Origin of the sequence: uncultured Ramlibacter sp., from assembly GCF_936925435.1 — a bacterium.
Classification (GTDB): domain Bacteria; phylum Pseudomonadota; class Gammaproteobacteria; order Burkholderiales; family Burkholderiaceae_C; genus Ramlibacter.
Genome location: NZ_CAKZHQ010000004.1, coordinates 331770 through 355463, shown reverse-complemented (window position 1 = coordinate 355463; position 23694 = coordinate 331770). Strand labels below are relative to the sequence as shown.

Genomic DNA, 23694 nt, shown 5'->3' with positions numbered 1-23694 from the left:
CAACGTATCGAGCCACAGCGCCTCCGGTACGAGTTGCCGCAGTCTAAGAGTCAGGGGGTTTTCACACAACCTCGGCCGGAAGCGGCCTTCAGGTTGGTACAACCCATCCAGTCTGGCTCTAGCAAGATGATGGAGTTGCTTCGAAGTTCGCGGCCTTCGTGTGAACGCGCATGCCTGTAGCCGGAGTCAGAAAAGTGAAGCCTGTCGGGTACCATGTGCCCTCCAAAAAATCAGGAGGGATTCCATGAAGAAGATCGCATTGGGCATGATGACCGTTGCATTGTTGGCCGGATGCGCCTCGGTGAAGATGGAATCGAAGGAGGCATCCAACAAGGCGAAGCAATTCGCCGCTCCTACGGCTGGCATGGCGGGCGTCTACGTTTACCGCGACAGCTTCGTGGGCAAAGCGCTCAAGAAGGACGTCTGGATCGACGGCAAGTGCGTCGGCGAGTCCGCCTCAGACGTGTTTTTCTACACCGAGACGACGCCGGGCAAGCACACGTTGTCCACCGAATCTGAGTTCTCGCCGAACGATCTGTCGATCATGCTTGATGCCGGCAAGAACTACTTCTACCGCCAGTTCATGAAGATGGGACTGGTGAAGGGCGGCGCGGATCTGGAAGTCATTCCCGAAGCCGAGGCCAAGCCCGCTATCGCGAAGCTCGAACTCGCCTCCGGCGGTGCATGCAGCGGCGTGTACGCTAAGTAAGAAATGCGGGCCACCCATCTCACAGTGCGGGGATGGGGGCCTTCTGACTCCTGGGATGTCGGGCTCCAAGTCTCAGGTCCGCTCCCGGCCGATTCTGTTGAAAAACTCGATCTTCGCGTGATGCGGCGTGTCGCCGTCAAAACCGACCTCGTAGAACGGGCTAGGAGACGCGGTCGTGAGACGGGTAAGGGGTCGATGACCCCCAAAAACATGTGTTCAGTAAGTTGAGCGAGTTTTTCAACAAAATAGGCCAGAAGCGGACGTTCCGAAACCACCTAATTCAAGTGACTGTACGGGGCACGCAAGCTGAGGAATAGCCGCGCAGCCCGCATGCACACTTCCATATCCATACTGCCGATTTGAAGCGTCATAGATAGATTCTCCAAGCGGTTACGGCAGCTGTACTGGAGGCTTCATGCCTCCACAAAGACGCGGGATTGTGGCTACGAGCTCATCCAGCATCCGCCACAGGCTTGGCTCTCGAGCCTCTGTGAGTTGAGTCAGCCTCGTTCGTTTGGCTTCCAGAAGGGGAACAAATGATGCCTTACGAACTCGGAGATGCGTCTGGTGAAGGCGCGCGGGAATCAGCGGACATCACCCGAGGTGGACTCACTTTGGAATACCCATGCGCTTGACCTGCCTGAGCATCCCGCAAGTTGAATGTCCAAAGACCTGTAGTCACGAAATCCGCCGTTGAAGCGTCGGGGGCACCAATCCGCGCCGTAGCTGACCGTGGCAATATCTTTGGCGCCCATAGCAAGCGAGACAGCCTTTTCATATTCAGCGAAACGTAAGAAACATCTGGCAACATCCGGCCCGCTTCGCGTTGGAAACATGGCGTATCAAGAGGCATCCACTAGGATGCAAATCATAAAAGAAGAAGAGGAGACAAGTTGTCGTCACGCGCCGAATTCCGTCTGAAGACCATACAGCTTCCCGTCTGACTGACGGCCGCGGCCGAAGCCGCGCATACCAAGTATCCGCCGTTGCGCTCTCGCACATACGTAAGCTTGCGTGTGTCGGCGGACGCCTGCCCGCATCCTGTGGTCTCCCTCAAAAGGTAGAAGTAGAAACCTGAATATGAACCAGCATTTCCACTGTTTCACTGCTGCTTCGCGCAGCCGCCTGCTGGCCGTCCTGGCCAGCTTGCTCTTGGCCGCTTGCGGTGGTTCCGCGACCTCTCCCGTTGTGCAGCAACCGGAGCAGGGCAAGCTCTGCGAGGTCAATGCATGGCGCCTAGATGCCGTGGCGAAGGCGTGCAAGCCGGGTCAGAAGATCGTGTTCTTACCCGAAACCTTCGGCAACGAGCAACTGCCGGTGATATTCGCGGCGGTGAACTGCGACCTGCGTTATCAGGTGGCGTTGACGCGAGGCGGGGTCAGCTGCATCTACGGACCGATCAATGAGCCTCTGCAGCAAGGCGAAGCGACCGCGGCCAGCAAATAGGAATAGAAGTGTTATCTTCCAAATCAATCGTGTACGCCCTGTGTGCGGCCGCACTTGTCGCCGGCTGCGGCACCACGAATACGACTGTCAAGGCTGGGGTGCAGGATTCCGCCGCGTCACTTTCAATCGGCTTCTTCAAAGACTTCAGTGAGTCTGCATTTGCAGTCATCGAACGCACGGGCGATGGCTGGCGCCTTCAAACGCTCACCCAGAAGCGCCCGGTGCGCGAAAGCGAAAACCAGGAGATCGTCGCGATAGACGCATCGGGTCGTCGTTTCGAGCCTGCTTACGTCAAGACCTATTCACAGTTCAACGAAAAAGGCGAACTGATCTGGTTCGACTGCAGCGAATTGCTGGTCGCGATATCGGGTAAGAAGCAGGACGCGGCCGACTACGGCGGCTGCGGTCAGAGTGCATTCACCAGAATCGATGTGATCAGCACCGTCGGGAAGAACGCGGTCGCCGGCGTCGTGACATTGGGACTGGCAGCTGGCACCAAACGGCAGATCGACACGGACACCATGAACCGGGCATTGCAGCAGTCCGGCGCTTACGAAGGTTTGCAGAACTACCTGGCAGAACTGAAGCTCCTGTCTGCGGCACGTCGCGACGTAGAGACTGTAGTGAACGCTGCCAAGGTCACCGCTGCACCGACGATTAAGGTCGCGGATCCCAGGAAGCTCGTCCTCGACAACGTAAAGGTTACGGCGCCGCTGAATATCAGTGGAAGCTACGCCTTCGACGTCGTTACCGATGTGGATCTTCGCAATGGCGCATCTCACGTCCAGGCCCTTAAGGACTTGCACCATCGGATCGAAGCCAGGAGGTCCGACCTCCTGGCCAACACGACCTTAACTATCACTTGCGGCAACGTGACGACCAATGGATTCGAAGGACGATGCCTACCGAAGTCCGTCATGGTTCGCCTAGGGCAAGTTGCACCCCCTTTCACTCTCACCGTCACCAGCAACAAAGGCTATCTTTTAGCGAAAGCGGCTGCTGTAGCACGCGCGATGGAGGAGGCTGCGCGCGCTAAGGAGGAAGCCATTCGCCGGCCATCCCGTGAAGCAACGGGGCAGCGGAACTGCAAGATCGTCACCGACATCGAGCAACGACCATTCATGGAAAACGTCTGTGACTACAACAACTATGGCCCGGTCAACTGCCGCAATATTGCGACGCGGTATGACGAAATACGGCACGAGCGGAGGATCTGCAACTAGGCGGGTCGCGTCGAGAGTCGCCAAGAGGAAAGCGCAGCCGGGACTTGCGCGCTTATGAGGCGGTCTCTTCTTGAAGAGTACATTCGCCGCTGGAACGGCCAACTGCCCTGAACGTATCGAGGTACGGGTGGGCGGCATGACCAAGATGAGGGCTCCGCGCTCAGCCGTCAGCGCGTGCAGCCTGGCCATCGCCGCCGCCGTTCCCGACCATCTCGTGCCATGAGCCGCAACTCGCCCAATCCCGGACCCTGCGCTTCCTCTCACCCGATCAGCCCACCGCATATGACCACCGGCCAAGCAGAGCTTCTGGAAGACCGCGCGCGCGCCTTCATCACCAAGATCGAGCCCGACTTGGCTGGCGTGATGACGGCGGGCGCCTTGATTGAAGAATTGATCGGCGTGCGCTGCGGCGCGCAAAGCAAGGGTCTCGGAAGCCGCTGGCGCGAGGTGAAGCATCTCTTCCCCGCTGACCTCGACGACAAGATGGGTGTGATCATCGGCGCGCGCAACAGCGTGGCCCACGAAGCCTTCGCGGAAGTACGTTCCAAGGGCCGGTTCGTGAGCGCGGCGCGCGAGGTGATCCAGACATTGTTGGACTGGAAGCCGCCCAAGGCGCAACGCGTGTGCCTCGGCTTCAGCCAAGCCGCGCCGGACCGGCTTGTGCAACTGAGTGCCGGCGCCCGCATGGTGATCGCGCCTGCAGCCTTGACCATCGCGGCTTTCGTCGTCTTCATCCTCTTTGTGGGCCGACAGACTGAAGGCGCGGAGCAGGAGCATCGCGCTAAGCCCGAGCGTTTTGACCGCGCGCGGGGGGAAATGAAGCACGAAAAGGGGAGTTGGGCTGCCGGCAGCCACGCTTCGCTGGCCTCCTCGGCGCCGGCTTCCGTGAACGCGCGGGTCGGAAGGACGGAGGTTGCGGTGCCGGAGCGTGCCAAGTCCCCTGAAGAGCCCGCCGACGCGGGCGCGGATGGCCTCACGCTGGACCAATTGCGCACCATCAAGGACCGGCTCTGACCGAACCAACAAAATGAAATACAAGAAATCTCTCCTCGCTGCCATTGTCCTCGTGACGCTCGCCGCTTCGTCCGGCGCCGCCGAACTCGAGTTGTTCGGCCTAAAGCTGGTCGATGCGCCGGCGGATCAGGTGCGCTCAGCGGCTATTGCCGCGGGCGCCGAGCCGACGTCCACGACGGGTGCGGTGGCCACTCTCAACGCCACGCGCCTGGGACTGCCCGGCGCGCAGACCCTAGAACTCACCTCGGCGAAATCCCGGGTCGTCGTGGCGCAGTATTTCTTCGGCAAGCATCCGTACAAGACCGACGAGACTTTGCGGAAAATGCTGGTGCAGAAATACGGGCAGCCCCAACGAAAGGACAGATTGGGCTTTCAGCAGTCCAACGACTTCGCCGGTCAGTACGTCTCCGATGGCAGCTACGCCTGGAACTTTGATCGCGATACGCAGTTGGTGTACCGCAAAGAGTTTTTCGGGGAGGTGTACCTGTCGTACGTGAATCGCAAGCTGCTGGCCGCCGCCGAAGCGGCGACCAAAGCTCACGAGGACCTCAAGACAAAGTCTCAGGCTGAACGCAGCAAGGGTGTGTTCTGAGCCTCGTCATCGCGGCCACCGTGGGGACTGCAGACGACCAGCGCTGGAGCCGGGCGGCTTACGCCGCCGAGGCGTGCGATACCGCCGCGCGCCGCATCGAGCTGAGCACTCGCCATGGCGCGGCTTTGGGCCTGCGCGCAGTGCCAGCGGTCGTGCAGCTTCAGCCCTTCACTGTGGACATCGAGTCGACAGTGCGCATACCCGTGACGTATCGAACGCTTGCGGGCCGATGCACCGAGGGCGAGGACGTCCAGGTGGTGGGCGGCGAGTCTGAGGCGTCCGAAGCACAAGATGGGGAGGTTGAGAGGATTCTGCACGACACGGCGACCTCGGCGGCGTTGCGCAATGCGGCGGGCCGGGCGCCGTATCGCGAGGTACAGGACGGCCGTTACCTGGGAATCCGCGGGAAAGACATTCGCTGGTCGCATCCATGCGCTTCGTGCGACGGCGACGGAAAGGTGCGCTGCGGCTACTGCGCTGGTTCGGGCCAGGAAAGTTGCGGCTTCTGCGCCGGAACGGGATCGCGCACGGAGTCCACAACGGACGACAAGGGCCATACCACCTGGCACTCTGTGAGCTGCGGGCACTGCTTCATGGGGAGCATTACCTGCTCGTCCTGCGGCGGCTCCGGCGACGTCGACTGCAGCGCGTGCGAGGCCTCCGGCTGGCAAACGCGGTCTTCGGTCGCCAAAGCATGCATCGCGGAGAAGCGTCGCATCTCCGCCGATTGGGCGCATCCGGCCTTCGCGCGCATCTTCGGCGGCACCATCGCGCTGGAGCAGCTCGCTGCCGACGGGCTCGGCCGCATCGAGCGCAATGAGGGGCCGCTTGTACAGGAGAGCAGGGCGCTTCGCCGCTTCCACTTCAACATTCCTACCGCCAGCATCGCCATGAGCGTTGACGACATCCGGGAAGAGGTCTTTGTGGTGGGATTTCGGCCGCGCCTGCAGCTCGCGGAAGCGTTCCTCGATCGCTTGTTGAAGGACGACATCGATCGCGCGGAATCGACTGCCACGCAACTGCGCTGGTCCGCGCCCTGGGTAATCCTGCGGGCCCGCCTTTCGTGGGAGATCTTCCGCCAGAACGAAGTCCTCGAAGCGCTGCTTCAGGCCGCGGTGTCGCGCTCGCAAGCCCCTCGTTCACGCTGGGCTGGGTTGGCCTGGTGCTGGCGCACCCGTCGCGTCACGCTCGATCACCAAGCACTTCATGCCGATGTCGCCGGATCGGTGTCCGTAGTCACGATCGCGCGCTCTCTGAACGCGGCGGATCGGCTGACGTCGTTCTCGCGCGCGGTCGCACGCACTTTCGGTGGTGCCGTGCTGCTGCTTGCCGCTGGCGTGTACGCCGCATTCGCGGTGCGCCATGTGGGCCCCCTCGCCTGGATCGGCGGAAGCCTGCTGGGCGCCTGGGCCGCAGCGGAGTCGGTGGGATGGTGGCTAGGGCGCCCGTTGGGACCGCTGGCGCGGGCTCGCTAGGTGTGGGGCCCAATAGATTGAATTTGTTCGTCTGAGTTGAGTTTGCGGGACTGCGAATCGCCCGTCTTACTCAAGGAACGCAACCCGATGAACATTCACTCGCAGGACCTCGATTCGCCGAACCCGCGTCGACCGCGACGAAGTAGTGTGGCGGGCGATGATTGCGACTAGGGTGATCCTTGCGAGAACGTAGCGACCTCTTCTTCGCTCGGCGGTCGCCCCAGGGTACGTGCGATGCATTCGGACAAGGCGTGCGGCGGCTGCTTCACATCACGGCATTTCACGAGCGCGGCGTGCACGGGGATCAGCTTCGCCAAGCGGGAGAGGAACTCGGTGCGAAGCTCGCCGACCAGCCGGGTGATGTAGGTTGTGGATGGTTGGCTTGCTTGCAGCCGGCATAGTTCGAAACCGCGTCGCAGCCTTTCCTCGGAAAGCTGCGCCCCGACGGATCCGGCAGGGGGCAGTGGTCGCCGCCCCTGAGCGTCATCCATGCACAGCAACTGATCCAGCGGCGCGGCCGAGCCTAGTGCGCTTCCGATCGCAGTTAGGCGAAGCAGTTGTTGGATGTCCTGTTCGTCCACCGACGTGCTGCGTGCGTCGGCCACAGCTAGCCCCAGTATCGCAGCGACACCCCAGGGCAGCAGTGCGCGCGTCACTGGTCGTTCCCCGCCAGCAGGAAACCGGACCAGTCACGCACCGAGGCTCCCCGTGCGCGGGCCTTGAGCTTGGCGTTGCGCAGCGCCCCGGCCTTGCCTTCACCCGCGGCTAGGCCCTGGTACAAGTCAGTCATCAACTCTGTCGTGCGGCGGCTGGACACCGGCCACAGTGAAGTCAACGTGGCGCTGGCCCCAGCCTCCTCGGCTGCGCGGCGTAAGCTGGTGAGCCCTTCGCCGGCGTCAATCAGGCCGTTGCCCGTGTCACAGGCGGACAGCACAACAAGCGAGGTGCCGCGCAGGTTCATCTGCGCCAGGTCGGCGGCCCACAACATCGATCCGCTCGCATCCGGAGTCAGCGCCAGGCCGGTTAGCATGCCGGGCAGCACCACCGCGATTCGGAAGCGCGCTGGGTCGTCCGGATCTATATCTGGCATCAGGAACAGCCCGTGGCTGGCAACGTGCACAAAGCGCGGGGCGTTGACGCTTCGAAGCGCAGTCGGCGTGGCCTGCGCGCCCAGTAGGACCTGTGGTATCGCACCCAGTCTCTTCATGGCGTCGGCTACGGCCTGAGCCTCGATGCGGGTATCTGGCAAGGGCTTGAGCTGCAAGTTGGACACGCGGCGATCGACGGAACGCAGGCCGACGTTGCCCGCCGCCGAGAGGATCTGTTCTGCCGAGGCGTATTGCGGATCGGCGAGTACGATCGCATTTGATTGCCCTGCTACGGGCACGGTCGCGCCGCCTTCAACCAAGGTGGCCAGCGAGCTTGCATAGCGCACGAGATGGCTGTCCAGTACAACGCCATTGCCAAGTGGCAGCGCCTCGAAGGGCAGCAGGGCCAGCGCGCCATCCGGGTCAAGGGTCCAGCGCTGCGCGTTGGTGACCTCAGGACGTAGGTTGGCAAGCAAGGCCTTGGACAGCGCGACGCCCGTCGGCGGCAGGCCGGGCCGGTCGACATCGGCCCGCCAGGTACGCAGCAGCCGGTCGATCGTCTGCTTGTCGCCCACGTCTTCCACATCCATGAACTGAGGAGTGATGATATAGCGCAGGTAGCGCGCGGGCTTGGGCTTCAGAGTCGCCAGGTCGGTGGGCTCGTGAACCTGGAAGCCGATCACCGCATCGGACTGGCCCAGCTGCTTGCGCACGCCGGCCAGAATGGCCCGGCCATCGGCGAATACGCTGGTCAGCCCCCCCGAAGTCAGGGCTTGCATTGCCGGACGCAGGGCCGCATCGTAGGCATTGAGCCACTCCACATGGGCGTGGATCGCTGCTTCGCCCGTGATCGGCAGCGCGCGTAAGCTCTCTTCCAACGCGCGCAGTTTGTCACGCGCGGTTTCGACGGTCCGGTCGGGCAGCGTATTCAGCAAGGTACGGCGGCGGTTGGCGTAGCGCGAGGCAAGGCCCTTGCCGCTTGTGAGGGCGGCCAGCACTGCTTCGGTGTCGGCGGCATTTGCCGGACCAGACATCACGTGGCTGGCGTAAGCCGCGGTGATCATGCGCCGGCGCTGGAAGCCGCCGATCTGAACATCTAATAATGTGGACTGGCCACCGATTGCGCTTAGGCGCGCGCCATTGAACTCCATCGCTTTCCCGAACAGTTCATTGGCCTCCTCTCGCAAGCCCGCGCGCGCCAGCGCTACGGCCAGGTGCAGGGACACCGACTCACCTTCGATAGCGGCCAGCGCGGCGCCGCGATCCCGCTCCTGTGCTATGCGGGCCAGGAAGCGCGGGAAGACGTCCCGGAACAGTTGCAGCAGTTTGTCGCGGTCTGCGGGGGTGCCGCGCTGTGTGTAGACCTGTGACAGTAGCGCGATGGTTTGCCGCGGCTCGGGCTGCGGCATGGACAGGACGTCGGCCGGACGCGGGTCGCCGTTCGGGCCTTCAAGAATGAGCGAGCGGTTCAACTGCCGCGCCCCTTCGGATGCCAACTGCCGCGCACTGTGTAAAGCCAGCATCGCCGAGTGGATCGAGGCGTTGCCGCGTGCGGCGGCCACCTGCTCCGTTTCGAGCGCCATCGCCCGCAGCAGCGCGCGTTCGGCTTCGTCGAAGCGCTGCAGCTTCAGCAGCACCGCCCCGTACGAAGGTAGCATCAGCACTTCGCTTCCGGCCAACTGGGGCACGCCGGCGATGTCTTGCAGGGCCCGCTCATAGGCGGCTGCGGCCTCAGCATTGCGCCCGGCGGCTCTGTTGTCATCGCCGGCCTTCAGGTCGTTCATCCAGGCGAGGCCCGGCATGGCACGCGGCATCTGTCGCGAGATTCCGGGTATCGGCGGGAATATCGGCGGGAATGACAGTTCGCCTGGCAGCAACTGCTTCAGGATCGAAGGGACTTGGGCTTGCGCGGCCGCGCCCAGAAGGGCTGCACTCAAGAACACCCAGGGGGCTTTGCGGGAAATGGTTCTGTTCATTCGGAGATTTCGATACGGGCGGTTACGCCACCGTCCGCATTTCCTGAGATTGAAAGACTCGCGCGAGCGCCATACTGCGCCTGCAGGCGCTCGCGTACGCTGCGCAGGCCCAGTCCTGTGCCGCGCGTGCGCGGGTTCGGCTGCAGGCCGACGCCGTTGTCGATCACTTCGACTACCAAGCCTGTTTGACCCTTCGAGGCTACACGGACGGTGAGGCGGGCAGACCCGACCTTGGGTTCCAGTCCGTGCTTGACTCCGTTTTCTACCAGAGTCTGCAGCAGGAGCGGTGGGAAGGGTCGCACGCGACAGGCCTCATCGATCTCCACCGTTACGTCGAGGCGCGAACCCATTCGGTAGACCATCAGCGCGAGATAGGCGCCCACCGAGTCAGCCTCCGAACCCAGTGTGGTGCTCTCACTGCGCATGTCCGCCAGCGAGGCGCGCAGGTAGGAGATTAGGTGGCCCACCATGTCGTGGGCCTGCTGTGGCTGCTTGAGGATCAGGTACTGCACGTTGCCCAGCGTGTTCCACAGGAAATGCGGCTCCACCTGCGCGCGCAGCATCATCAGTTCTGACCGGGCCAATTCGCGATCGCGTTCGGCAATTTCAGCGCGGGCCTGCTCAGCGCGCAGGCGCTGGCGCGCGTATTGGATGCCGGCGCGCACCGCCACGAACAGTCCCAGTCCCAACAGCGCGAACACGATCGCGTCCGTCGCCACATCGTCGCGCATCAGGCGCATCACCAGTCCGGCAGGAAGCCATAGGGCCAGTGCGACCGCGAAGACGACCACCATCGCGACGCCAAGCGCGAGTTGCCCCACGGATTCCAATGCGGAGGCCCAGGCCGTGAGAGCGGGGTTCGGAGACTGTTGAAGCGTCCAACCTGCGGCCCCGATCAACGCGCACAGCGCGACGCCGGTGAGCGGGCCGGGCGTTGCCGAAGTGGAAAGCGACCACTCCACCGCTGCGAGCCCGCAAGCGACCGTGAGAAGTACCAGCAAGGTCGGCAAAGCAATGCCGTGACGGGGTGTCATGGTGTTGCTCCTCACATTGCGCGGAAAAGATGGTGGTTTGGTGCCGAGACCGGCAACTTCTCGGACTGGCCCTTGATCTCTAGCTCCATCGCGTCGTCAACACGACGTACCGCCCGTATGAAGCGACGGTTGACCACAGCGCTGCGGCTGATCTGCACAAATACCCGGCCATCTAGCCCATCGAGCAGGTCTTTTAAGGACAAACGAATGACACCGTCGCAATCCCCGGCAACCACCCGCGTGTACTTGTTGTCGGACTTGAAGAACATCACGTCGTCCACGTGGACCATGCGCACCTGCGTGCCCTGGCCCACTTGCAGCCATTCGGGGCCAGAGGCCTGCGCCGGGGGCTGCTCCCGCTGCAGAGCCGCCATCACCTGCGCCAGCGATACGGCAGGCATGGTCTCGAGGCTGCGCTGCAGCTTGGTCACGAGCTTCGCGACGCGAACGGTATCGAGGGGTTTCAGCACATAGTCGACGGCATTGGCCTCGAAGGCTTCCAGTGCATGAGCGTCGTGGGCGGTCACGAACACGACGCACGATCGGGTGCTGATGGATTGCGCGACCTGAAGGCCGGTGAGGCCGGGCATCTGAATGTCCAGGAACGCGATGTCCGGCTGCAGCGCTTCGATAGCGCGCAATGCGCCGGGGCCGTCTTCGGCCTCCGACACGATCTGCAGTTCGGGCCAGAGCGCCGCCAGTTGGTCGCGCAGCGCGGCGCGCATGAAAGGTTCGTCGTCGGCAATGAGGGCGGTGGGCATGGGTAGTAGTCGGGGGTGCGCGAACGAGTGAAACCGCCCGGCACGGACCGGGCAGGACTGTGCGGCCTGGGTGTCCAGGCCGGCGTGCGTCAGAGTTTGGCGGCCTGTTCCTTCGCCTCGGCGGCTCGCTCCGCGGCGCGGCGCTTGTGGAATTCGTGCTGGAAGGTCTTCGACAAGTAGGTCAGGCTCATTTCGAAACTAAGGTGAGGTGCATCGAGCTCAATGAGCGACTCGCCAGCGTAGTAGTGTACCCACGCGTCCCCGACGAACGGAAGCTGTTGCGCGTTCACCTTGTACTTCCCGCGCAGCTGGCCGGCCATCGTGCGGAAGCCGTCCTTGGCCAGCGTCATCCGCACCGCGGAAAGCACGCCCTTCGAATCGAAGATGAACAAAATGCGTTGCAGGCCGGCCACATCGAGGCCTTTGCCTTCGCCTTTGAGCATGTGCCCGTCGCTGTAGGCGTTGATGCCGCCGTCCTGAAGTGCGGTCTTGCTGCCGATGCTCGCCTTGACCTGTTCGATGGTTGCGACGCCTATTTCGAAACCCATGGGCGCTGCATTGCGTGCAGCCAAAGTGCTGGCAGATGCGAACAGGGCAAGCGCTGCGAACAGGGCGGTAATGATGCGTTTCATTCGATGACTCCTCGTTGGTTGATATTTGCAGTATTCCGGGGCCGGACGGCGGCGGTGCGGACGATGCGACGGGCCGCTTTACTTTGGCGACGAATCCCGGGTTGGCACAGACAAACGTATTGGGAGAGCGTAGAAATAAAATGTCATCTTGTCCCGCCCGCGCGAGGATGACGAACTAACTCGTCTGCGCCCCTGCCTCCTCCGATGGATGTGTCGACGCTATTCCATTCATCGCCCAAGCGCCGGCTTCGTCGCGTGTTGCCGGGTATTCGTCGCAAGCAGGCCGCCATGGCGATCCGCCGTTCCTACAGTCCAGCCCATCGCAACAACGAACGGAGAGCAAGACATGAATGTGCAGACGAACACCGCCTGTGCCTGGAACGGCGCTGAGAAACCCATCCGCTGCTGGTGACCTCGGCGCCTACAGTGAGTCCTGTATCACATGCAAGCCACCTGGAAGAAATCAGATGCGAAGAAGTCCCTTGAAAGCCTCCGTCGAGCTGGTGCGCCAAGCCACCGGACAGGACCTGAGCGACCTCGACTGCGATGAGTTCATAACAGCAGTGGAGCGGCTAAGTGAGGACGCCGACGGGCTACAGGCGCCCCATCCCCAGACGGACTACAAGATTGTCATTAGGCTTAAGACGCCGGGGTTCCTGGAGGCCGCGGTACTGGCCGCGGTCGTGAACATCGAGAAGAAACGGCGCCTGAACTGATGCCAGAGAAGGAGTGGAGTGCAACCCGGTCATCTTGCGTTCAAGCGGTGTCACTCACATGGCAGCGAGCTCCAAGTACACCGCGGCGGGCCGATAGAATATTCGCAAACAACAGCTGATGCACCGGGCCAGGAATAGGCCGAACCCTGTGCTGAGGCAATTGATTCGCTGGCGGCGTCATGAGACGGAATTGTTGCTGTGGACCTTCCCCGGCATCGGCCAGACGACATCAAAGAGGGAACTTCATGGCAAATCTCAAAACATCCTGGCGTCTGCTTTGTCTGGCGCCGTTTTTCGCGCTTCCGACCCTCGCGAGCGCAATGGCCTCCGCCGTGGCTTACGGCACCGATGCTGCAGCGTGGGCCACTCATTCGACCCAGAAGGAAGCCAACAAAATGGCGTTGGATGTTTGCAATGCGAAAACCGTAAAGAAGGATTGCAAACTGCAGGTGACAAAAGCACTGGCCCGTGCTGTAAGCGACGCCCACACAGGCTGGGGTCGCAGTGGCATCAGCTTAGCTGAAGCTGAGAAACTTGCACTGAAGCATTGCGGGGACAAGGACTGCAAAGTGAATTTCAGGCTCACGAAGCCTGGTTTCTTTTCGGTCGCGAGAACTGCGGAGCCGAACAACGGGGTTGGCAGGTTCTACGCGGCGCACCAGTACGACAACATGAACGAGAGCGAGAACGACGCTATCGCCGGGTGCGAGAAAGCCGGCCAGAAGTGCGCACTCTTCTGGACTGGGGTCATCCCCGGACAGCAGGATGTCGCGCCGGCGCCCAAAGCTCAACCCGTTGCCAAGGCCGAGCCCCAGCCCAAGAACTGCCGCCCTCAGACGGCCTCCATCCGTTGCAGCTCCCAGTGCGTCAATGGGAGCTGCGTGGTGGCCTATGAGAACGGCTGCAAGCTGCGCGTCGTTGTCCAGGCCGAATATGACCCTTTCACCAACCAGTGGAAGTACCCGTCACCTGCCTGCTAGAGAAGAACGGAAAGCAAAAATGGGATCGGATCATCTCTTCCTGCTGGCCCTCGTGTTCAACTTCGTGTGCGCGGTCAGCATCATCTCCGCCGTCATTGTGCGGCGGAGAAAGAAGCGCAAGCAGGACTTCGCCTGGTACAAGGCGGAGAACCCCAGCCTCGTGACGAACGGCCGGGTCCAGTGCAACAGCTGCGGCGGTAGCACCATCGTGACCGAGCGGCTCTTGAACGGGACGTACCTGCGCGCGCACATCTGCCGCACTTGCGGCACCACCCTGTACTACTCGCCAGAACAGACGTAGCTGGGGCTGTCAGTGCCGCTGCCGGGGCCTGCGCGGCGGCCGGCCCCTGCCGCTGCACTCGAGCTACCTAGAAGCATTCACAAAATATATTAACAACGGAGAAGAAGATGAAGAAGCACCTGTTGGTTTCCATGCTCGCGTGCGTGGCCGCGTTCTCACACCCGAGCGCGCATGCCGAATGGAGCTGCGGTGGCGCCGTGACGCAAAAACTGGCGAAGGCCATCGCATCGGACATGGATGAAATCGAACTCACCGCGAAACTCTTGCTTAACTACCTGATCATAGACGCCACCTACAATCAGAAAATTCATCTCTTCAGCATCGACGGCGGCGCTAATGCGATTAGCGCGCTCCAACGAGGCGCCGCCATGACGGCGCAAGCCTGGGCCCTCAAAGATCTCGTCGAGATTCGCGACCAGGCCACGGGCAAGACCAAGCAGCAGTTGGAGAAGCACATCAACCGCCAGTTGAGCAGACTGCGCGAACGCGCCAACGACATTACGGACGACGTCCCAAAGCTGCGCCAGGTTGCGACGTCCAAAAGTCTGGCCGAACTGGAAAAACTTGACCGCTTCAGCAGGAACATTGTGAATGTCGTGAAGGACTGCGAGGACTAAGGCGTCCGGTGAGGCGCCTGGACTCGCGCTGTTCAGTGCTCTCAGGTGGCCCGCACAGCGTGGCGAGGACGCGAAGGGAAGGCGGACGTTGCTTGCCGACCTTCGTGCCAAGGCCCCGCCGCCGGGTCAGGATGGGCGGCAATGCTTTGGCGCTGGTGCCTCGCTCGCCCAAGAGCTTGATCATGGGGTCCGGCAACACAATGCCAAGATGAATGATCGGCGTGCCAGCCCGCGCCCTGATCGCGTCCGCAAATCCGCTGTGATCGCACGCCCAGTGCAACCCGGCTTTCTTGCGTTCTCTCGCTGTCACTCACGTGGCAGCGAGCTCCAAGGACACCGCGGCGGGCCGATAGAATATTCGCAAACAACAGCTGATGCACCGGGCCAGGAATAGGCCGAACCCTGTGCTGAGGCAATTGATTCGCTGGCGGCGTCATGAGACGGAATTGTTGCTGTGGACCTTCCCCGGCATCGGCCAGACGACATCAAAGAGGGAACTTCATGGCAAATCTCAAAACATCCTGGCGTCTGCTTTGTCTGGCGCCGTTTTTCGCGCTTCCGAGCCTCGCTCACGCGCAATATTCCGCCATAGCCTGGGGCACCGGCGACCACAAAGATAAAGGGAGTTGGGCCCACGAGCGCACCCAAGAGGAGGCGAACAGGAAGGCGCTGGAGTTCTGCAATGCCCGGCTTGAGAACATCAACTGCAAGCTGAGTTCCACCAAGGCAGTGGCTCGTGCCGTGAGTCCGTCCAATGTGGGTTTCGGCCGCAGCGAAGTGAGTCTCGCCGACGCCGAGCAGAACGCGTTGAATACTTGCGGCGAAGGCTGCGAAGTGAATTTTAGGCTCGCCAAGCCTGGCTTTTATGCGCTCGCTAGATCGGAGGAGGATGCAAACGGCGACGTGAAGCTCCGCCTGTTCCACCAGGGCGACAACTTGGGCGAAACTTCACGCGAGGCCGTCCGATCTTGTGAAAATGGCTCCGGCCGCAGGTGCCAGGTGAGATGGGAGGGCGCCATCGACGGCAAGATCGAGCCCCGCGCTGCGTCAAAGCCTGCCCCCATAGTCAAGGCCGAGCCCCGCGCTGCGGCAAAGCCCACCCCCGTTGCCAAGGCAGAGCCGCAGCCCAAGAACTGCCGCCCTCAGACGGCCTCCATCCGCTGCAGCTCCCAGTGCGTGAATGGGAACTGCGTGGTGTCCTATGAGAACGGCTGCAAGATGCGCGTCCAGGTCCAGTCTCAATACGACGGCCTGAGCAATTCTTGGAAGTACCCGTCGCCTGCCTGTTAGCGATCTGCAGGACGACCGGCTTGCTGTACTTCTTCACCTGCGCACGCCGATCTCCCGGTTCACATTGCAGATGTCACCCTATGTGTGGTGGCCACAGCTGGCACGCATCCAGAGCGCGGTGGAAGATCTCGATTGCCAAGACCTTTTGAAATGAGGGGTAGCGCGAATTGAGCAAACCGCACCTCAAAATGTCCGCTTTGGGTCGGTCTCGGACCCCGCGCTCGCCGGGCCACTGCGGTAGCGATGTGAAGGGCTCTTGTTGCATACTGGAGCGAAATGAAATCCTCCGTGTCTCCAGGCCGCCTCCTGCGGTCTACCGGCTTCACGCTGATAGAGGTTCTCCTCGCCGTGGCGGTGGTCGCAACGCTGTCGCTGGTCGCGGTGCCTGCGTACCGCGCGTACGTGGAGCGAGCACAGCTTTCCCAACTCTTGACGCAGATTGACCAGATTTCCACCACGGTGCAACTGGAAGATGCGCTGGGCGAGCGTGCCCTGCAGCAGGGTGCCCAGGTGGGGAAGGCGCCGCCGCGGCTGCAGACCGTGCCCGACGCCGCCTTCAACGAGCCGGGTGGCATCCGTTTGTTGCTGATCCGGGCACCGGCCGGCTTCTTCGCCTCGTCGGGCGACCAGGCCCGGTATGGCCTGGTGGCGGATGCAAGCGCCGATGGACTCGCTGCCCGCCTGCACGGGTTGGCGCATGTTCTGCCGTTTCAGCCAGGCGACAAGCTGTGGCTCACGCCGACCCAGCTGGCGTTTCCGCTGGTGGACCGTGGCCCGGTGACGACGGTATCAGGCACGGGAACTTTGCCGGACAGGAGTACACCTCCCGCCAGCACCCCCACGACGCCCAGCACCACACCTGGCGCGGGCGGTACACCCGCTGGCGGCACCAGCTGGAGCGGCACAGCCCTAGATACAGGCAACGGAAACTGGACGTGCAGCGGTCGTGTGACGGTGCTGGGAACGGACGGTAACCCGCTGGGCGGCAACGCCGGGGTGCAGATGCGGGTGACGACCTATTTCAATGACTGGAATGGCACCCCGGGCCAGCGCGGCTGGAACGACCTTGGCAACCTGCAGGGCGGCGTGGCGACCATCAGCCTGGCTGGACTCAATGGACAGGCCGGCCGCGGCGAGGTGATCACCGGCTGCCAGTTCGACGTGACCGGCGTCGTGTACTACTGGCCCACCCAGCCCGCGGTCCGCTGGGACGGCACCACCGCAACAATCCGCATCGCAAAGCCCTGAACATTCCCCATGCAACAAGATCCCCTCTCAGGTGACGCTCCTCGCGCCGATCTCGATGCGCTGGCCGCGCAGGCGCACGACGCCCTTGTCGACAAGCAGGAGCGAGCCGACGCACTGCAGCAACGGCGCCAGTCTTCGCCTCTGTTGCGCGGTGCAGCGGGCAGCGTGGCGATCCTGGCGCTTTCCTTTCTGGCCTGGCAAGCGGTGGACGGTGCGCCGGCCCCCACACCCGAGCAGTTGGACCAGGGCCGCCATGCCATGCTGAACCTGGTTTCCGACTCACTGGCCGAGCATGTGCGCGTCCATGGAAGCTACCCGGAACGGCTTGAAGAGGCGCTGCCGCTGCAGACCGGCCCCAGCATCGACTACCGGCGTACCGCAGGCGGATACGAACTTGATTTGCGCAGCCCGGATGGGCGCGTGCTCACCGTCCGACATGGTTGAGCCGTCTCTTCACGCCGAGCCCGGTGAAGCCGGGCTGCCCGCCTGGCTGCTCCGCCTGGCACTGGCCCGTTTCCCGGGGCGGCCCGCCCTCGCCGACGTTGTGTTGCCCCCCAACCTGGCAGAGGCTTGGATGCTGGTGGCGTCGCTTGCGGGCATCACGCCCCAGGATCTGGCCGCCCTGGTCGCTGACGCGAGTGGCCTGGCCCTGGCGCCACGCGGCGCTCCCGATCCCGCGTTGGCCAAACTTCTTCCCGAGTCCATGGCGCGGCGCCACGGCGTGGCCCCGGTGGCGCTGGACGACGGCCGGCTGGTGGTCGCCGTGGCGACGCCAGACATCTCACAGGCGCTGCAGGAGCTGCGTTTTGCCGCCGGCGGCCGCACGGTCGAAGCCCGCATCGCCGCACCCGAGGACATCGAGGCAGCGCGCGTCGCTCTCTACGGCGCGACCCCGCGCAGCGCGGCGTCCCAGCACGGGCGCATCCTCGACCTGGATGACGAAGGCGCCGAGACCCTGTCGGGCGACGCGCAGCTGGTGCGCTTTTGCCGCGCACTGGTACGGCAGGCCATTGCGCGCCGCGCCTCCGACATTCACATCCATCCGCTGGCCGGGACCGGCGTGGTGCGCCTGCGCATCGACGGCCGCCTGGTGCGCGTGGCTTCCATCAGCCTGACCGTGATGGCCGCCGTGATCCGCCTGCTCAAGGCGCAAGGCGGCATGGACTCCACCAACGCCATGGTCCCGCAGGACGGGCGCGCCAGTCTCACGTACCAGCGCCGTCGCTATGACCTTCGCATCTCCACGCTGCCGGCCTCCGGCGCGGAGTCTCTGGTGATGCGCCTCCTCGACCAGTCGCGCACCTTCGACCTCGAGCACACCAACTTCGCTCCGTGGGCGCTGGAGGCGCTGCGCCGGCTGGCGTCCAATGCCAACGGCCTGGTGCTCATCACCGGTCCCACGGGCAGCGGCAAGACCTCCACCCTGTATTCGCTGCTGGCTGCCTTGAACAAGACCACCCGCCGCATCATCACCGTGGAAGAACCGCTCGAGTACGAACTGGACGGCCTGACCCAGGTCGAGGTGAACAACGCTGCGGGTGTGACATTCCAGCGCGCGCTGCGTTCCATCCTGCGCCAGGACCCCGACGTCCTGCTGATCGGAGAAATCCGCGATGCGGAGACGGCGCAGATCGCAGTGCAGGCAGCGCTTACCGGCCACCTGGTGTTCAGCACGCTGCATACCCAGGACGCCGTGCGCGCCATCCCCCGTCTGGTGGACCTGGGCGTGGCCCCGGAACTCCTGGCCGACACCTTGCTGGGCGTTGTGTCGCAGCGCCTCATGCGCCAGCTATGCCCGCACTGCAAGACCGCCTGCGCTGCGCCCTTGCGGCCGATCGAGTCCCTGTTTGAGCAGGTCACCGGTGCGCCGCCGGGTGCCCGCGCCGTCGGCTGCAAGCACTGCGACCACACCGGCTACCACGGCCGCTTTCCCGTGGTGGAGGCGCTGGAAATTCCCGACACCATGCGGTCCCAGCTGCTGCGCGGCAACAGCGATGGCGATGCACTGGCCGCAGCCATCCCTGGCCATTGGCGGAGCATTGAGAGCAACGCGGCGAACTGGGTGATTTCCGGGCTGACCACGCCTGACGAGGCCTTCGAATCCCTTGGACTGCGGTTGTGGACCACGCTGGCGCGCAAGGCCGGTGTGGACGCACCCATTGCGGCGTTGCTCGGGTCCAGCGAGAGCGTGGGAACGCAGGGCGCCAGTCAGGCGACCGCCCTGATCATCTCAACCAACGTGCCGATGGCCGGCGTGCTCTGCGCACGCCTGGAGCAGCTGGGGCAGGTGCCGCTGGTGGTGGACTCGCCATTGGCAGCCTCCCAGGCGTTGCAGAGCGAACACCACCTGCAGCTGCTGGTGGTGGACATCACCGAACCCGATCCGCAAAGGCGCGCTTACGCGCAGGAGCTTCGTGCCTCGCTCGCCTGGTCGGGCCTGCGCACGCTGGTGATCTACGACGGCGCCGAGGCCGGGATCGTCGAGCGCATGGAGGCCTTCGGCATGCGCTCGTTCCTGCCGGCGCCACTGGACGAGGCGGCTTTCGAGCAGAGGGTGGCGCAGCTCATCAGCGAGGGATGAAGCGGGTCGACCGCTCGTTGAACAGGTACCCGCTGCGCTAAACACCCGGTGCCCGCTTGATGAACCGCACGGGTCCGTCTAACAGGTCGTCCTCCTGCCAACCGAGGTGCCGGTAAAAACCATTTGCGCGAACGCGTTCATCGTCGTCTGTCACCAGCCATATCTCCTCGCACCCTTCGGAGAAAAGCCACTCCTCGGCCTGGCGCATGAGTTGACGGCCCAAACCTTGTTGCTCATGGCCGGGACGCACGAACATGGCCACGATGCGGGCTTCCAGGGAGCTTGCGATCACGAAGGCCATGACCTTGCTGTCCTTTTCGGCGACCCAGGCGCGCGCTCGTCCATCAGCGCGGGAAGGGTTTGGGGCGTGACGCCTTGCGAGGCAAGTTCCTCCATCGACATTTCGTTTTCACGTGCGCTGGTCCGGATCTCGAAGAAGGAAGGCACATCGGCTGGGGCTGCGGGGCGAACTCGCATGGCGGCAAGCAAGAGTACGTACGTTCGCGTACGGCGTCACGCTGGCCGTTTCAGCGCATCGGGAGGCGGACCTTGCCGAAAACCTGATCCGGCTACAGTTGAAGCAGTGGTGATCCGCCCGTGCCGGGCCAACCCTGGAGATCGCATTGACCCTTTCGATCCTCCTGCAGTTCGTCGTCGTGCTCGCGGCCATCTGGATGGGGGCGCGCTATTCGGGTGTGGGCCTGGGCCTGTGGGGCGCCGTGGGCCTGCTGGTGCTGGTGGTGGTGTTCGGCGTTCATCCCACGTCGGCGCCGATCGACGTGATGCTGATCATCCTGGCCGTGATCATGGCCGCGTCGGTGATGGATGCCGCCGGCGGGATCGACTTCCTCGTTCGCATCGCCGAGCGCATCATCCGCGCCAATCCGAAGTATGTGACGATCGTCGCGCCTCTCACGACCTGGAGCTTCACCTTCCTGGCGGGAACGGGCCACATCGTCTACCCGCTGCTACCTGTCATCTACGAGACCGCGCATCAGTCCGGTATCCGGCCCGAACGGCCGATGGCCATCGCCACGATCGCTTCGCAACAGGCCGTCACCGCGAGCCCTGTCGCTGCGGCCACGGCTGCGATGGTCGGCCTGTTCGCCGAGAAGGGCCTCACGCAATGGGGCCTGCCGCAGATCCTGATGGTCTGCGTGCCAGCGTCCCTCACCGGCGTCATCGTGGCGGCGATCGTTTCGACATTCCTGGGCAAGGATCTGGCCGACGATCCCGAGTACCAGGCGCGGCTGCAGGCCGGCGAGGCTCCGGCAGCGAAGACTTCGCAGCAGCGGCCGCCCCTGAAGCCTGGCGCGAAAACCGCCGCCTTCATCTTCCTGGCCGGGGTGGCGCTCGTCGTGCTGTTCGGCTTCTTCCCGGCGCTGCGCACCCTGCCTGGTGACAAGAGCGCTCTGGCGATGCCGACGGTGATCGAGATCGTCATGATGTCGGTCGCCGCGCTGATGCTGCTGGCGGCCAGGGTCGATGTCGACGAGGTGCCAAAGACGGCAACACTGCGCGCCGGCGTGGTGGCGGTGATCGGCATCTTCGGCCTGGCCTGGCTGGGCGACAGCTTCATCGCGGCCCACAAGGACGTCATCGTGCCCGCGATCGGCCGCTGGGCGCAGGCTGCGCCATGGACCTTCGCGTTCGGTCTGTTTTTCGCCTCGGTGCTGCTCTACAGCCAGGCCGCGACCACGCGGGCGCTGATGCCGCTGGGCATGGCCCTGGGCATCCCGCCGCAGTTCCTGATCGCCATGTTCCCCTCGGTCAACGGCTACTTCTTCATTCCGACATACGGTTCGCTGATCGCGGCGATCAATTTCGACCTGTCGGGCACGACCAAGATCGGCAAGTACGTGCTCAACCACTCGTTCATGGTCCCGGGCCTGATCGCGACCTCGGTGACGGTGGCCGTCGGCTTGCTCCTTGCACGGCTGATGTTCTGAGAGAGCCCAAGACCGCTTCCGGCCCGAAGCAGAGCGCCAGGCGGAGGAAGTCTTAGCGACGCACGAGCGCGAGAAGATACCTGCACGCTTGCTTGCCGGGATTGAAAAAGCTGCAATCCGCGGGTGGGCCCAGCTGCAGGCAATCACCCGTTTCCAAACGGTGCGCAGTGGCGCCCTCCTGAAACACGAGCGTCCCATGGGTGACGAGGATCTGCTGGTGCTGAAACACGAAAGCCGTGGCTGGGTAGGACACACGCACATTGGCGGGCAGTTCAATCTCAAGCAGCTCAAGCACCCCGTGGTCTGCAGGCGAAAGCATGCGACGCAAGTAACCGCTTTCGGGGTCCTGCCAGACTGGCTGCGCCCCGTGGCGACTGATTCGCTCACCCTGCCGTTCGGCCAGCGCCAGCAGCGCCGACAGGGCCAGACCGAATGCTCCCGACAATTTGCCCAGCACGGTTGCCGTGGGGCTGGCTTCGTTGCGTTCGATCTTGCTGATCATGGCCTTGGAGACGCCGGAGCGCTCGGACAAGTCGGCCAGTGACCAGCCGCGGGCAATGCGCTCCTTCTTGAGGGAGGCCGAGATGGCGTCGGAGGGGTTGTCGCTCATTTGCCTCTATTGAATCGAATCGGGAAAATATCTTCCAAAGTGGTCGATCGTCCATTATGCTGGACTGGCAAGGAAGCTGCCATGACCCGTCAAATCCACTTCAACGCGTTCGACATGAACTGCGTCGGCCACATCCAGCAGGGCCTGTGGGCCCATCCGCGCGACCAGTCGATGCGCTACCTCGACATCCATTACTGGACGGACTACGCCCGCAAGCTCGAGGCAGGGCTGTTCGACGGCATCTTCTTCGCCGACGTCGTCGGCGTGTACGACGTGTTGGGTGGCAGTGCCGACGCAGCGCTGCGAGGCGCGGTCCAGGTTCCGGTCAACGATCCGACCCTGCTGATTCCGGCGATGGCTGCCGCGACCCGGCACCTGGGCTTCGGGGTGACCGCCAACCTCACGTACGAAACGCCCTATCTGTTCGCCCGCCGCATGTCGACGCTGGACCATCTCACCGGTGGCCGCATCGGCTGGAACATCGTGACCGGCTACCTCGACAGCGCGGCGCGCGCGGTTGGCCTCACCGGCCAGACGGCACACGACGATCGCTACGACCTTGCCGACGAGTACATGTCGCTTGTCTACAAGCTCTGGGAAGGCAGCTGGGAAGACGGCGCCGTCCTGCGCGACCGGGCGCGCGGCCTCTACGCAGACCCGGCCAAGGTCCATGTCGTGCACCACGAAGGGCCCCAGTACAAGGTCGATGCGATGCACCTGAGCGAGCCTTCTCTGCAGCGCACCCCGGTGCTCTACCAGGCCGGCTCGTCGGCGCGCGGCTCGCGTTTCGCCGCAAGCCACGCGGAGTGCGTCTTCGTCAATGGCCAGAGCAAGCCGGACGTCAGGAAGATCGTCGACGACATCCGCAGCCTGGCCGTCGAGAACGGGCGTGCCGGGTCGGACATCAAGGTGTTCGTCGGTGCCACCGTGATCACCGGTCGCACGGATGGCGAAGCGCAGGAGAAATACGCCGAGTACCGGAGCTACGTGAACTCCGAGGCGGCTTTGGTTCACGCGGCGGCCTCGATGGGCATCGACTTCGCGAAGTACGACATGGACGAGCCGATCGAGACGGGCAAGAGCCAGGCGATCGTGTCCAACGTCGATGCCATGACACGCAGCGCCGGGCCGCAGTGGACCAAGCGCAAGCTGCTCGAGCAGATGGTTCTGGGCAGCCGGCAGCAGCCGCTGGTGGGGTCGGCACAGAGCGTCGCGGACGCGCTGGTTGCCTGGACCACCGAGGCGGATGTCGACGGTTTCAACCTGTCGCGCACTGTGGTGCCGGAATGTTTCGACGATGTCATCTCTCTCGTCATCCCGCTGTTGCAGGAGCGCGGCGTCTACAAGACGCAATACGCGCCCGGCTCGCTGCGCGCCAAGCTGTTCGGCCGCGATCGGCTGCCGCAAAGCCACCCTGCGCAGCAGTACCGCAAGCTCGCCGGCGCGTGACTT

21 protein-coding genes and 2 pseudogenes are annotated in these 23694 nt (G+C 63.5%); 16 read left to right on the top strand and 7 right to left on the bottom strand.

Going from position 1 to position 23694, the window contains the following annotated elements; all coding sequences use genetic code 11:
• Positions 1-244 precede the first annotated feature (244 nt).
• From Q0632_RS05330 to Q0632_RS05305, 6 genes are all read left to right on the top strand, one after another.
• Positions 245-709: a DUF2846 domain-containing protein gene (locus tag Q0632_RS05330; RefSeq protein WP_298925249.1), complete on the top strand. Its 465-nt coding sequence runs from the start codon at positions 245-247 to the stop codon at positions 707-709.
• 1080 nt (positions 710-1789) lie between these two features.
• Positions 1790-2155 (top strand): hypothetical protein, encoded by a 366-nt coding sequence (locus Q0632_RS05325; RefSeq protein ID WP_298925246.1) that lies wholly within the window; start codon positions 1790-1792, stop codon positions 2153-2155.
• 8 nt (positions 2156-2163) lie between these two features.
• On the top strand, positions 2164-3378 hold the full coding sequence (locus Q0632_RS05320; protein WP_298925244.1) for a hypothetical protein: 1215 nt from the start codon (positions 2164-2166) through the stop codon (positions 3376-3378).
• Between the two features lie 282 nt (positions 3379-3660).
• Complete coding sequence (locus tag Q0632_RS05315) at positions 3661-4392, top strand: hypothetical protein (protein WP_298925241.1); 732 nt, start codon at positions 3661-3663, stop codon at positions 4390-4392.
• A gap of 13 nt (positions 4393-4405) precedes the next feature.
• Positions 4406-4984 (top strand): hypothetical protein, encoded by a 579-nt coding sequence (locus Q0632_RS05310; RefSeq protein WP_298925238.1) that lies wholly within the window; start codon positions 4406-4408, stop codon positions 4982-4984.
• Between the two features lie 20 nt (positions 4985-5004).
• On the top strand, positions 5005-6459 hold the full coding sequence (locus Q0632_RS05305) for a hypothetical protein (RefSeq protein WP_298925235.1): 1455 nt from the start codon (positions 5005-5007) through the stop codon (positions 6457-6459).
• Positions 6460-6626: 167 nt separating this feature from the next.
• On the opposite strand, the gene Q0632_RS05300 is transcribed toward Q0632_RS05305, so the two are convergent.
• The 5 genes from Q0632_RS05300 to Q0632_RS05280 all read right to left on the bottom strand — a co-directional run bounded on the left by Q0632_RS05300 (position 6627) and on the right by Q0632_RS05280 (position 11950).
• On the bottom strand, positions 6627-7115 hold the full coding sequence (locus tag Q0632_RS05300; protein WP_298925232.1) for a hypothetical protein: 489 nt from the start codon (positions 7113-7115) through the stop codon (positions 6627-6629).
• A complete protein-coding gene (locus tag Q0632_RS05295; protein WP_298925229.1) occupies positions 7112-9523 on the bottom strand; it encodes a CHAT domain-containing protein in 2412 nt (803 codons plus the stop codon). Before Q0632_RS05295 ends, Q0632_RS05300 begins: the two co-directional genes overlap by 4 nt.
• Positions 9520-10557, bottom strand: coding sequence for a sensor histidine kinase (locus tag Q0632_RS05290; RefSeq protein WP_298925225.1), 1038 nt, complete (start codon positions 10555-10557; stop codon positions 9520-9522). Before Q0632_RS05290 ends, Q0632_RS05295 begins: the two co-directional genes overlap by 4 nt.
• 11 nt (positions 10558-10568) lie before the next feature.
• Entirely contained in the window at positions 10569-11318 is a 750-nt protein-coding gene (locus Q0632_RS05285) for a LytTR family DNA-binding domain-containing protein (protein WP_298925221.1), read from the bottom strand.
• 89 nt (positions 11319-11407) lie between these two features.
• Complete coding sequence (locus Q0632_RS05280) at positions 11408-11950, bottom strand: hypothetical protein (RefSeq protein ID WP_298925218.1); 543 nt, start codon at positions 11948-11950, stop codon at positions 11408-11410.
• Positions 11951-12432: 482 nt separating this feature from the next.
• Here Q0632_RS05280 and Q0632_RS05275 point away from each other — a divergent pair, with 482 nt between their 5' ends.
• From Q0632_RS05275 to Q0632_RS05240, 8 genes and pseudogenes are all read left to right on the top strand, one after another.
• Positions 12433-12666, top strand: coding sequence for a hypothetical protein (locus tag Q0632_RS05275; RefSeq protein ID WP_298925215.1), 234 nt, complete (start codon positions 12433-12435; stop codon positions 12664-12666).
• Positions 12667-12911: 245 nt separating this feature from the next.
• Positions 12912-13646 carry a DUF4189 domain-containing protein gene (locus tag Q0632_RS05270; protein ID WP_298925212.1) on the top strand — a complete coding sequence of 245 codons (735 nt, stop codon included), beginning with the start codon at positions 12912-12914 and terminating at the stop codon, positions 13644-13646.
• A gap of 19 nt (positions 13647-13665) precedes the next feature.
• On the top strand, positions 13666-13947 hold the full coding sequence (locus Q0632_RS05265; RefSeq protein WP_298925209.1) for a hypothetical protein: 282 nt from the start codon (positions 13666-13668) through the stop codon (positions 13945-13947).
• A gap of 107 nt (positions 13948-14054) precedes the next feature.
• Positions 14055-14564 carry a hypothetical protein gene (locus Q0632_RS05260; RefSeq protein ID WP_298925207.1) on the top strand — a complete coding sequence of 170 codons (510 nt, stop codon included), beginning with the start codon at positions 14055-14057 and terminating at the stop codon, positions 14562-14564.
• A 501-nt stretch (positions 14565-15065) separates the two neighbouring features.
• Complete coding sequence (locus Q0632_RS05255) at positions 15066-15854, top strand: DUF4189 domain-containing protein (RefSeq protein WP_298925204.1); 789 nt, start codon at positions 15066-15068, stop codon at positions 15852-15854.
• A gap of 276 nt (positions 15855-16130) precedes the next feature.
• Positions 16131-16265 (top strand): annotated as a pseudogene (locus Q0632_RS22340) (type IV pilin protein); the annotation flags it as partial.
• 846 nt (positions 16266-17111) lie between these two features.
• Entirely contained in the window at positions 17112-17546 is a 435-nt protein-coding gene (locus tag Q0632_RS05245; RefSeq protein WP_298925199.1) for a hypothetical protein, read from the top strand.
• 136 nt (positions 17547-17682) lie between these two features.
• The gene (locus Q0632_RS05240) at positions 17683-19683 is read left to right on the top strand and encodes a GspE/PulE family protein (RefSeq protein WP_298925197.1); all 2001 of its coding nucleotides are present in this window, start codon (positions 17683-17685) and stop codon (positions 19681-19683) included.
• Between the two features lie 37 nt (positions 19684-19720).
• On the opposite strand, the pseudogene Q0632_RS05235 reads toward Q0632_RS05240, so the two are convergent.
• A pseudogene (locus tag Q0632_RS05235) lies at positions 19721-20017 on the bottom strand (GNAT family N-acetyltransferase); the annotation flags it as partial.
• A gap of 289 nt (positions 20018-20306) precedes the next feature.
• Between Q0632_RS05235 and Q0632_RS05230 the strand changes: the two are divergent.
• Positions 20307-21632, top strand: coding sequence for an anaerobic C4-dicarboxylate transporter family protein (locus tag Q0632_RS05230; RefSeq protein WP_298925194.1), 1326 nt, complete (start codon positions 20307-20309; stop codon positions 21630-21632).
• 52 nt (positions 21633-21684) lie between these two features.
• On the opposite strand, the gene Q0632_RS05225 is transcribed toward Q0632_RS05230, so the two are convergent.
• Positions 21685-22242, bottom strand: a complete 558-nt coding sequence (locus Q0632_RS05225) for a helix-turn-helix domain-containing protein (RefSeq protein ID WP_298925191.1) — start codon at positions 22240-22242, stop codon at positions 21685-21687.
• Between the two features lie 81 nt (positions 22243-22323).
• Between Q0632_RS05225 and Q0632_RS05220 the strand changes: the two genes are divergently transcribed.
• Positions 22324-23691: an LLM class flavin-dependent oxidoreductase gene (locus tag Q0632_RS05220; RefSeq protein WP_298925187.1), complete on the top strand. Its 1368-nt coding sequence runs from the start codon at positions 22324-22326 to the stop codon at positions 23689-23691.
• Positions 23692-23694: the final 3 nt, after the last annotated feature.

Bases quoted from the DNA above. Each gene is read 5' to 3' on its own strand.
- Q0632_RS05330 (WP_298925249.1), top strand. From the start codon at position 245: ATGAAGAAGATCGCATTGGGCATGATGACCGTTGCATTGTTGGCCGGA.
- Q0632_RS05325 (WP_298925246.1), top strand. From the start codon at position 1,790: ATGAACCAGCATTTCCACTGTTTCACTGCTGCTTCGCGCAGCCGCCTG.
- Q0632_RS05315 (WP_298925241.1), top strand. From the start codon at position 3,661: ATGACCACCGGCCAAGCAGAGCTTCTGGAAGACCGCGCGCGCGCCTTC.
- Q0632_RS05310 (WP_298925238.1), top strand. From the start codon at position 4,406: ATGAAATACAAGAAATCTCTCCTCGCTGCCATTGTCCTCGTGACGCTC.
- Q0632_RS05295 (WP_298925229.1), bottom strand. From the start codon at position 9,523: ATGAACAGAACCATTTCCCGCAAAGCCCCCTGGGTGTTCTTGAGTGCA.
- Q0632_RS05290 (WP_298925225.1), bottom strand. From the start codon at position 10,557: ATGACACCCCGTCACGGCATTGCTTTGCCGACCTTGCTGGTACTTCTC.
- Q0632_RS05285 (WP_298925221.1), bottom strand. From the start codon at position 11,318: ATGCCCACCGCCCTCATTGCCGACGACGAACCTTTCATGCGCGCCGCG.
- Q0632_RS05280 (WP_298925218.1), bottom strand. From the start codon at position 11,950: ATGAAACGCATCATTACCGCCCTGTTCGCAGCGCTTGCCCTGTTCGCA.
- Q0632_RS05270 (WP_298925212.1), top strand. From the start codon at position 12,912: ATGGCAAATCTCAAAACATCCTGGCGTCTGCTTTGTCTGGCGCCGTTT.
- Q0632_RS05265 (WP_298925209.1), top strand. From the start codon at position 13,666: ATGGGATCGGATCATCTCTTCCTGCTGGCCCTCGTGTTCAACTTCGTG.
- Q0632_RS05260 (WP_298925207.1), top strand. From the start codon at position 14,055: ATGAAGAAGCACCTGTTGGTTTCCATGCTCGCGTGCGTGGCCGCGTTC.
- Q0632_RS05255 (WP_298925204.1), top strand. From the start codon at position 15,066: ATGGCAAATCTCAAAACATCCTGGCGTCTGCTTTGTCTGGCGCCGTTT.
- Q0632_RS05245 (WP_298925199.1), top strand. From the start codon at position 17,112: ATGCAACAAGATCCCCTCTCAGGTGACGCTCCTCGCGCCGATCTCGAT.
- Q0632_RS05225 (WP_298925191.1), bottom strand. From the start codon at position 22,242: ATGAGCGACAACCCCTCCGACGCCATCTCGGCCTCCCTCAAGAAGGAG.
- Q0632_RS05220 (WP_298925187.1), top strand. From the start codon at position 22,324: ATGACCCGTCAAATCCACTTCAACGCGTTCGACATGAACTGCGTCGGC.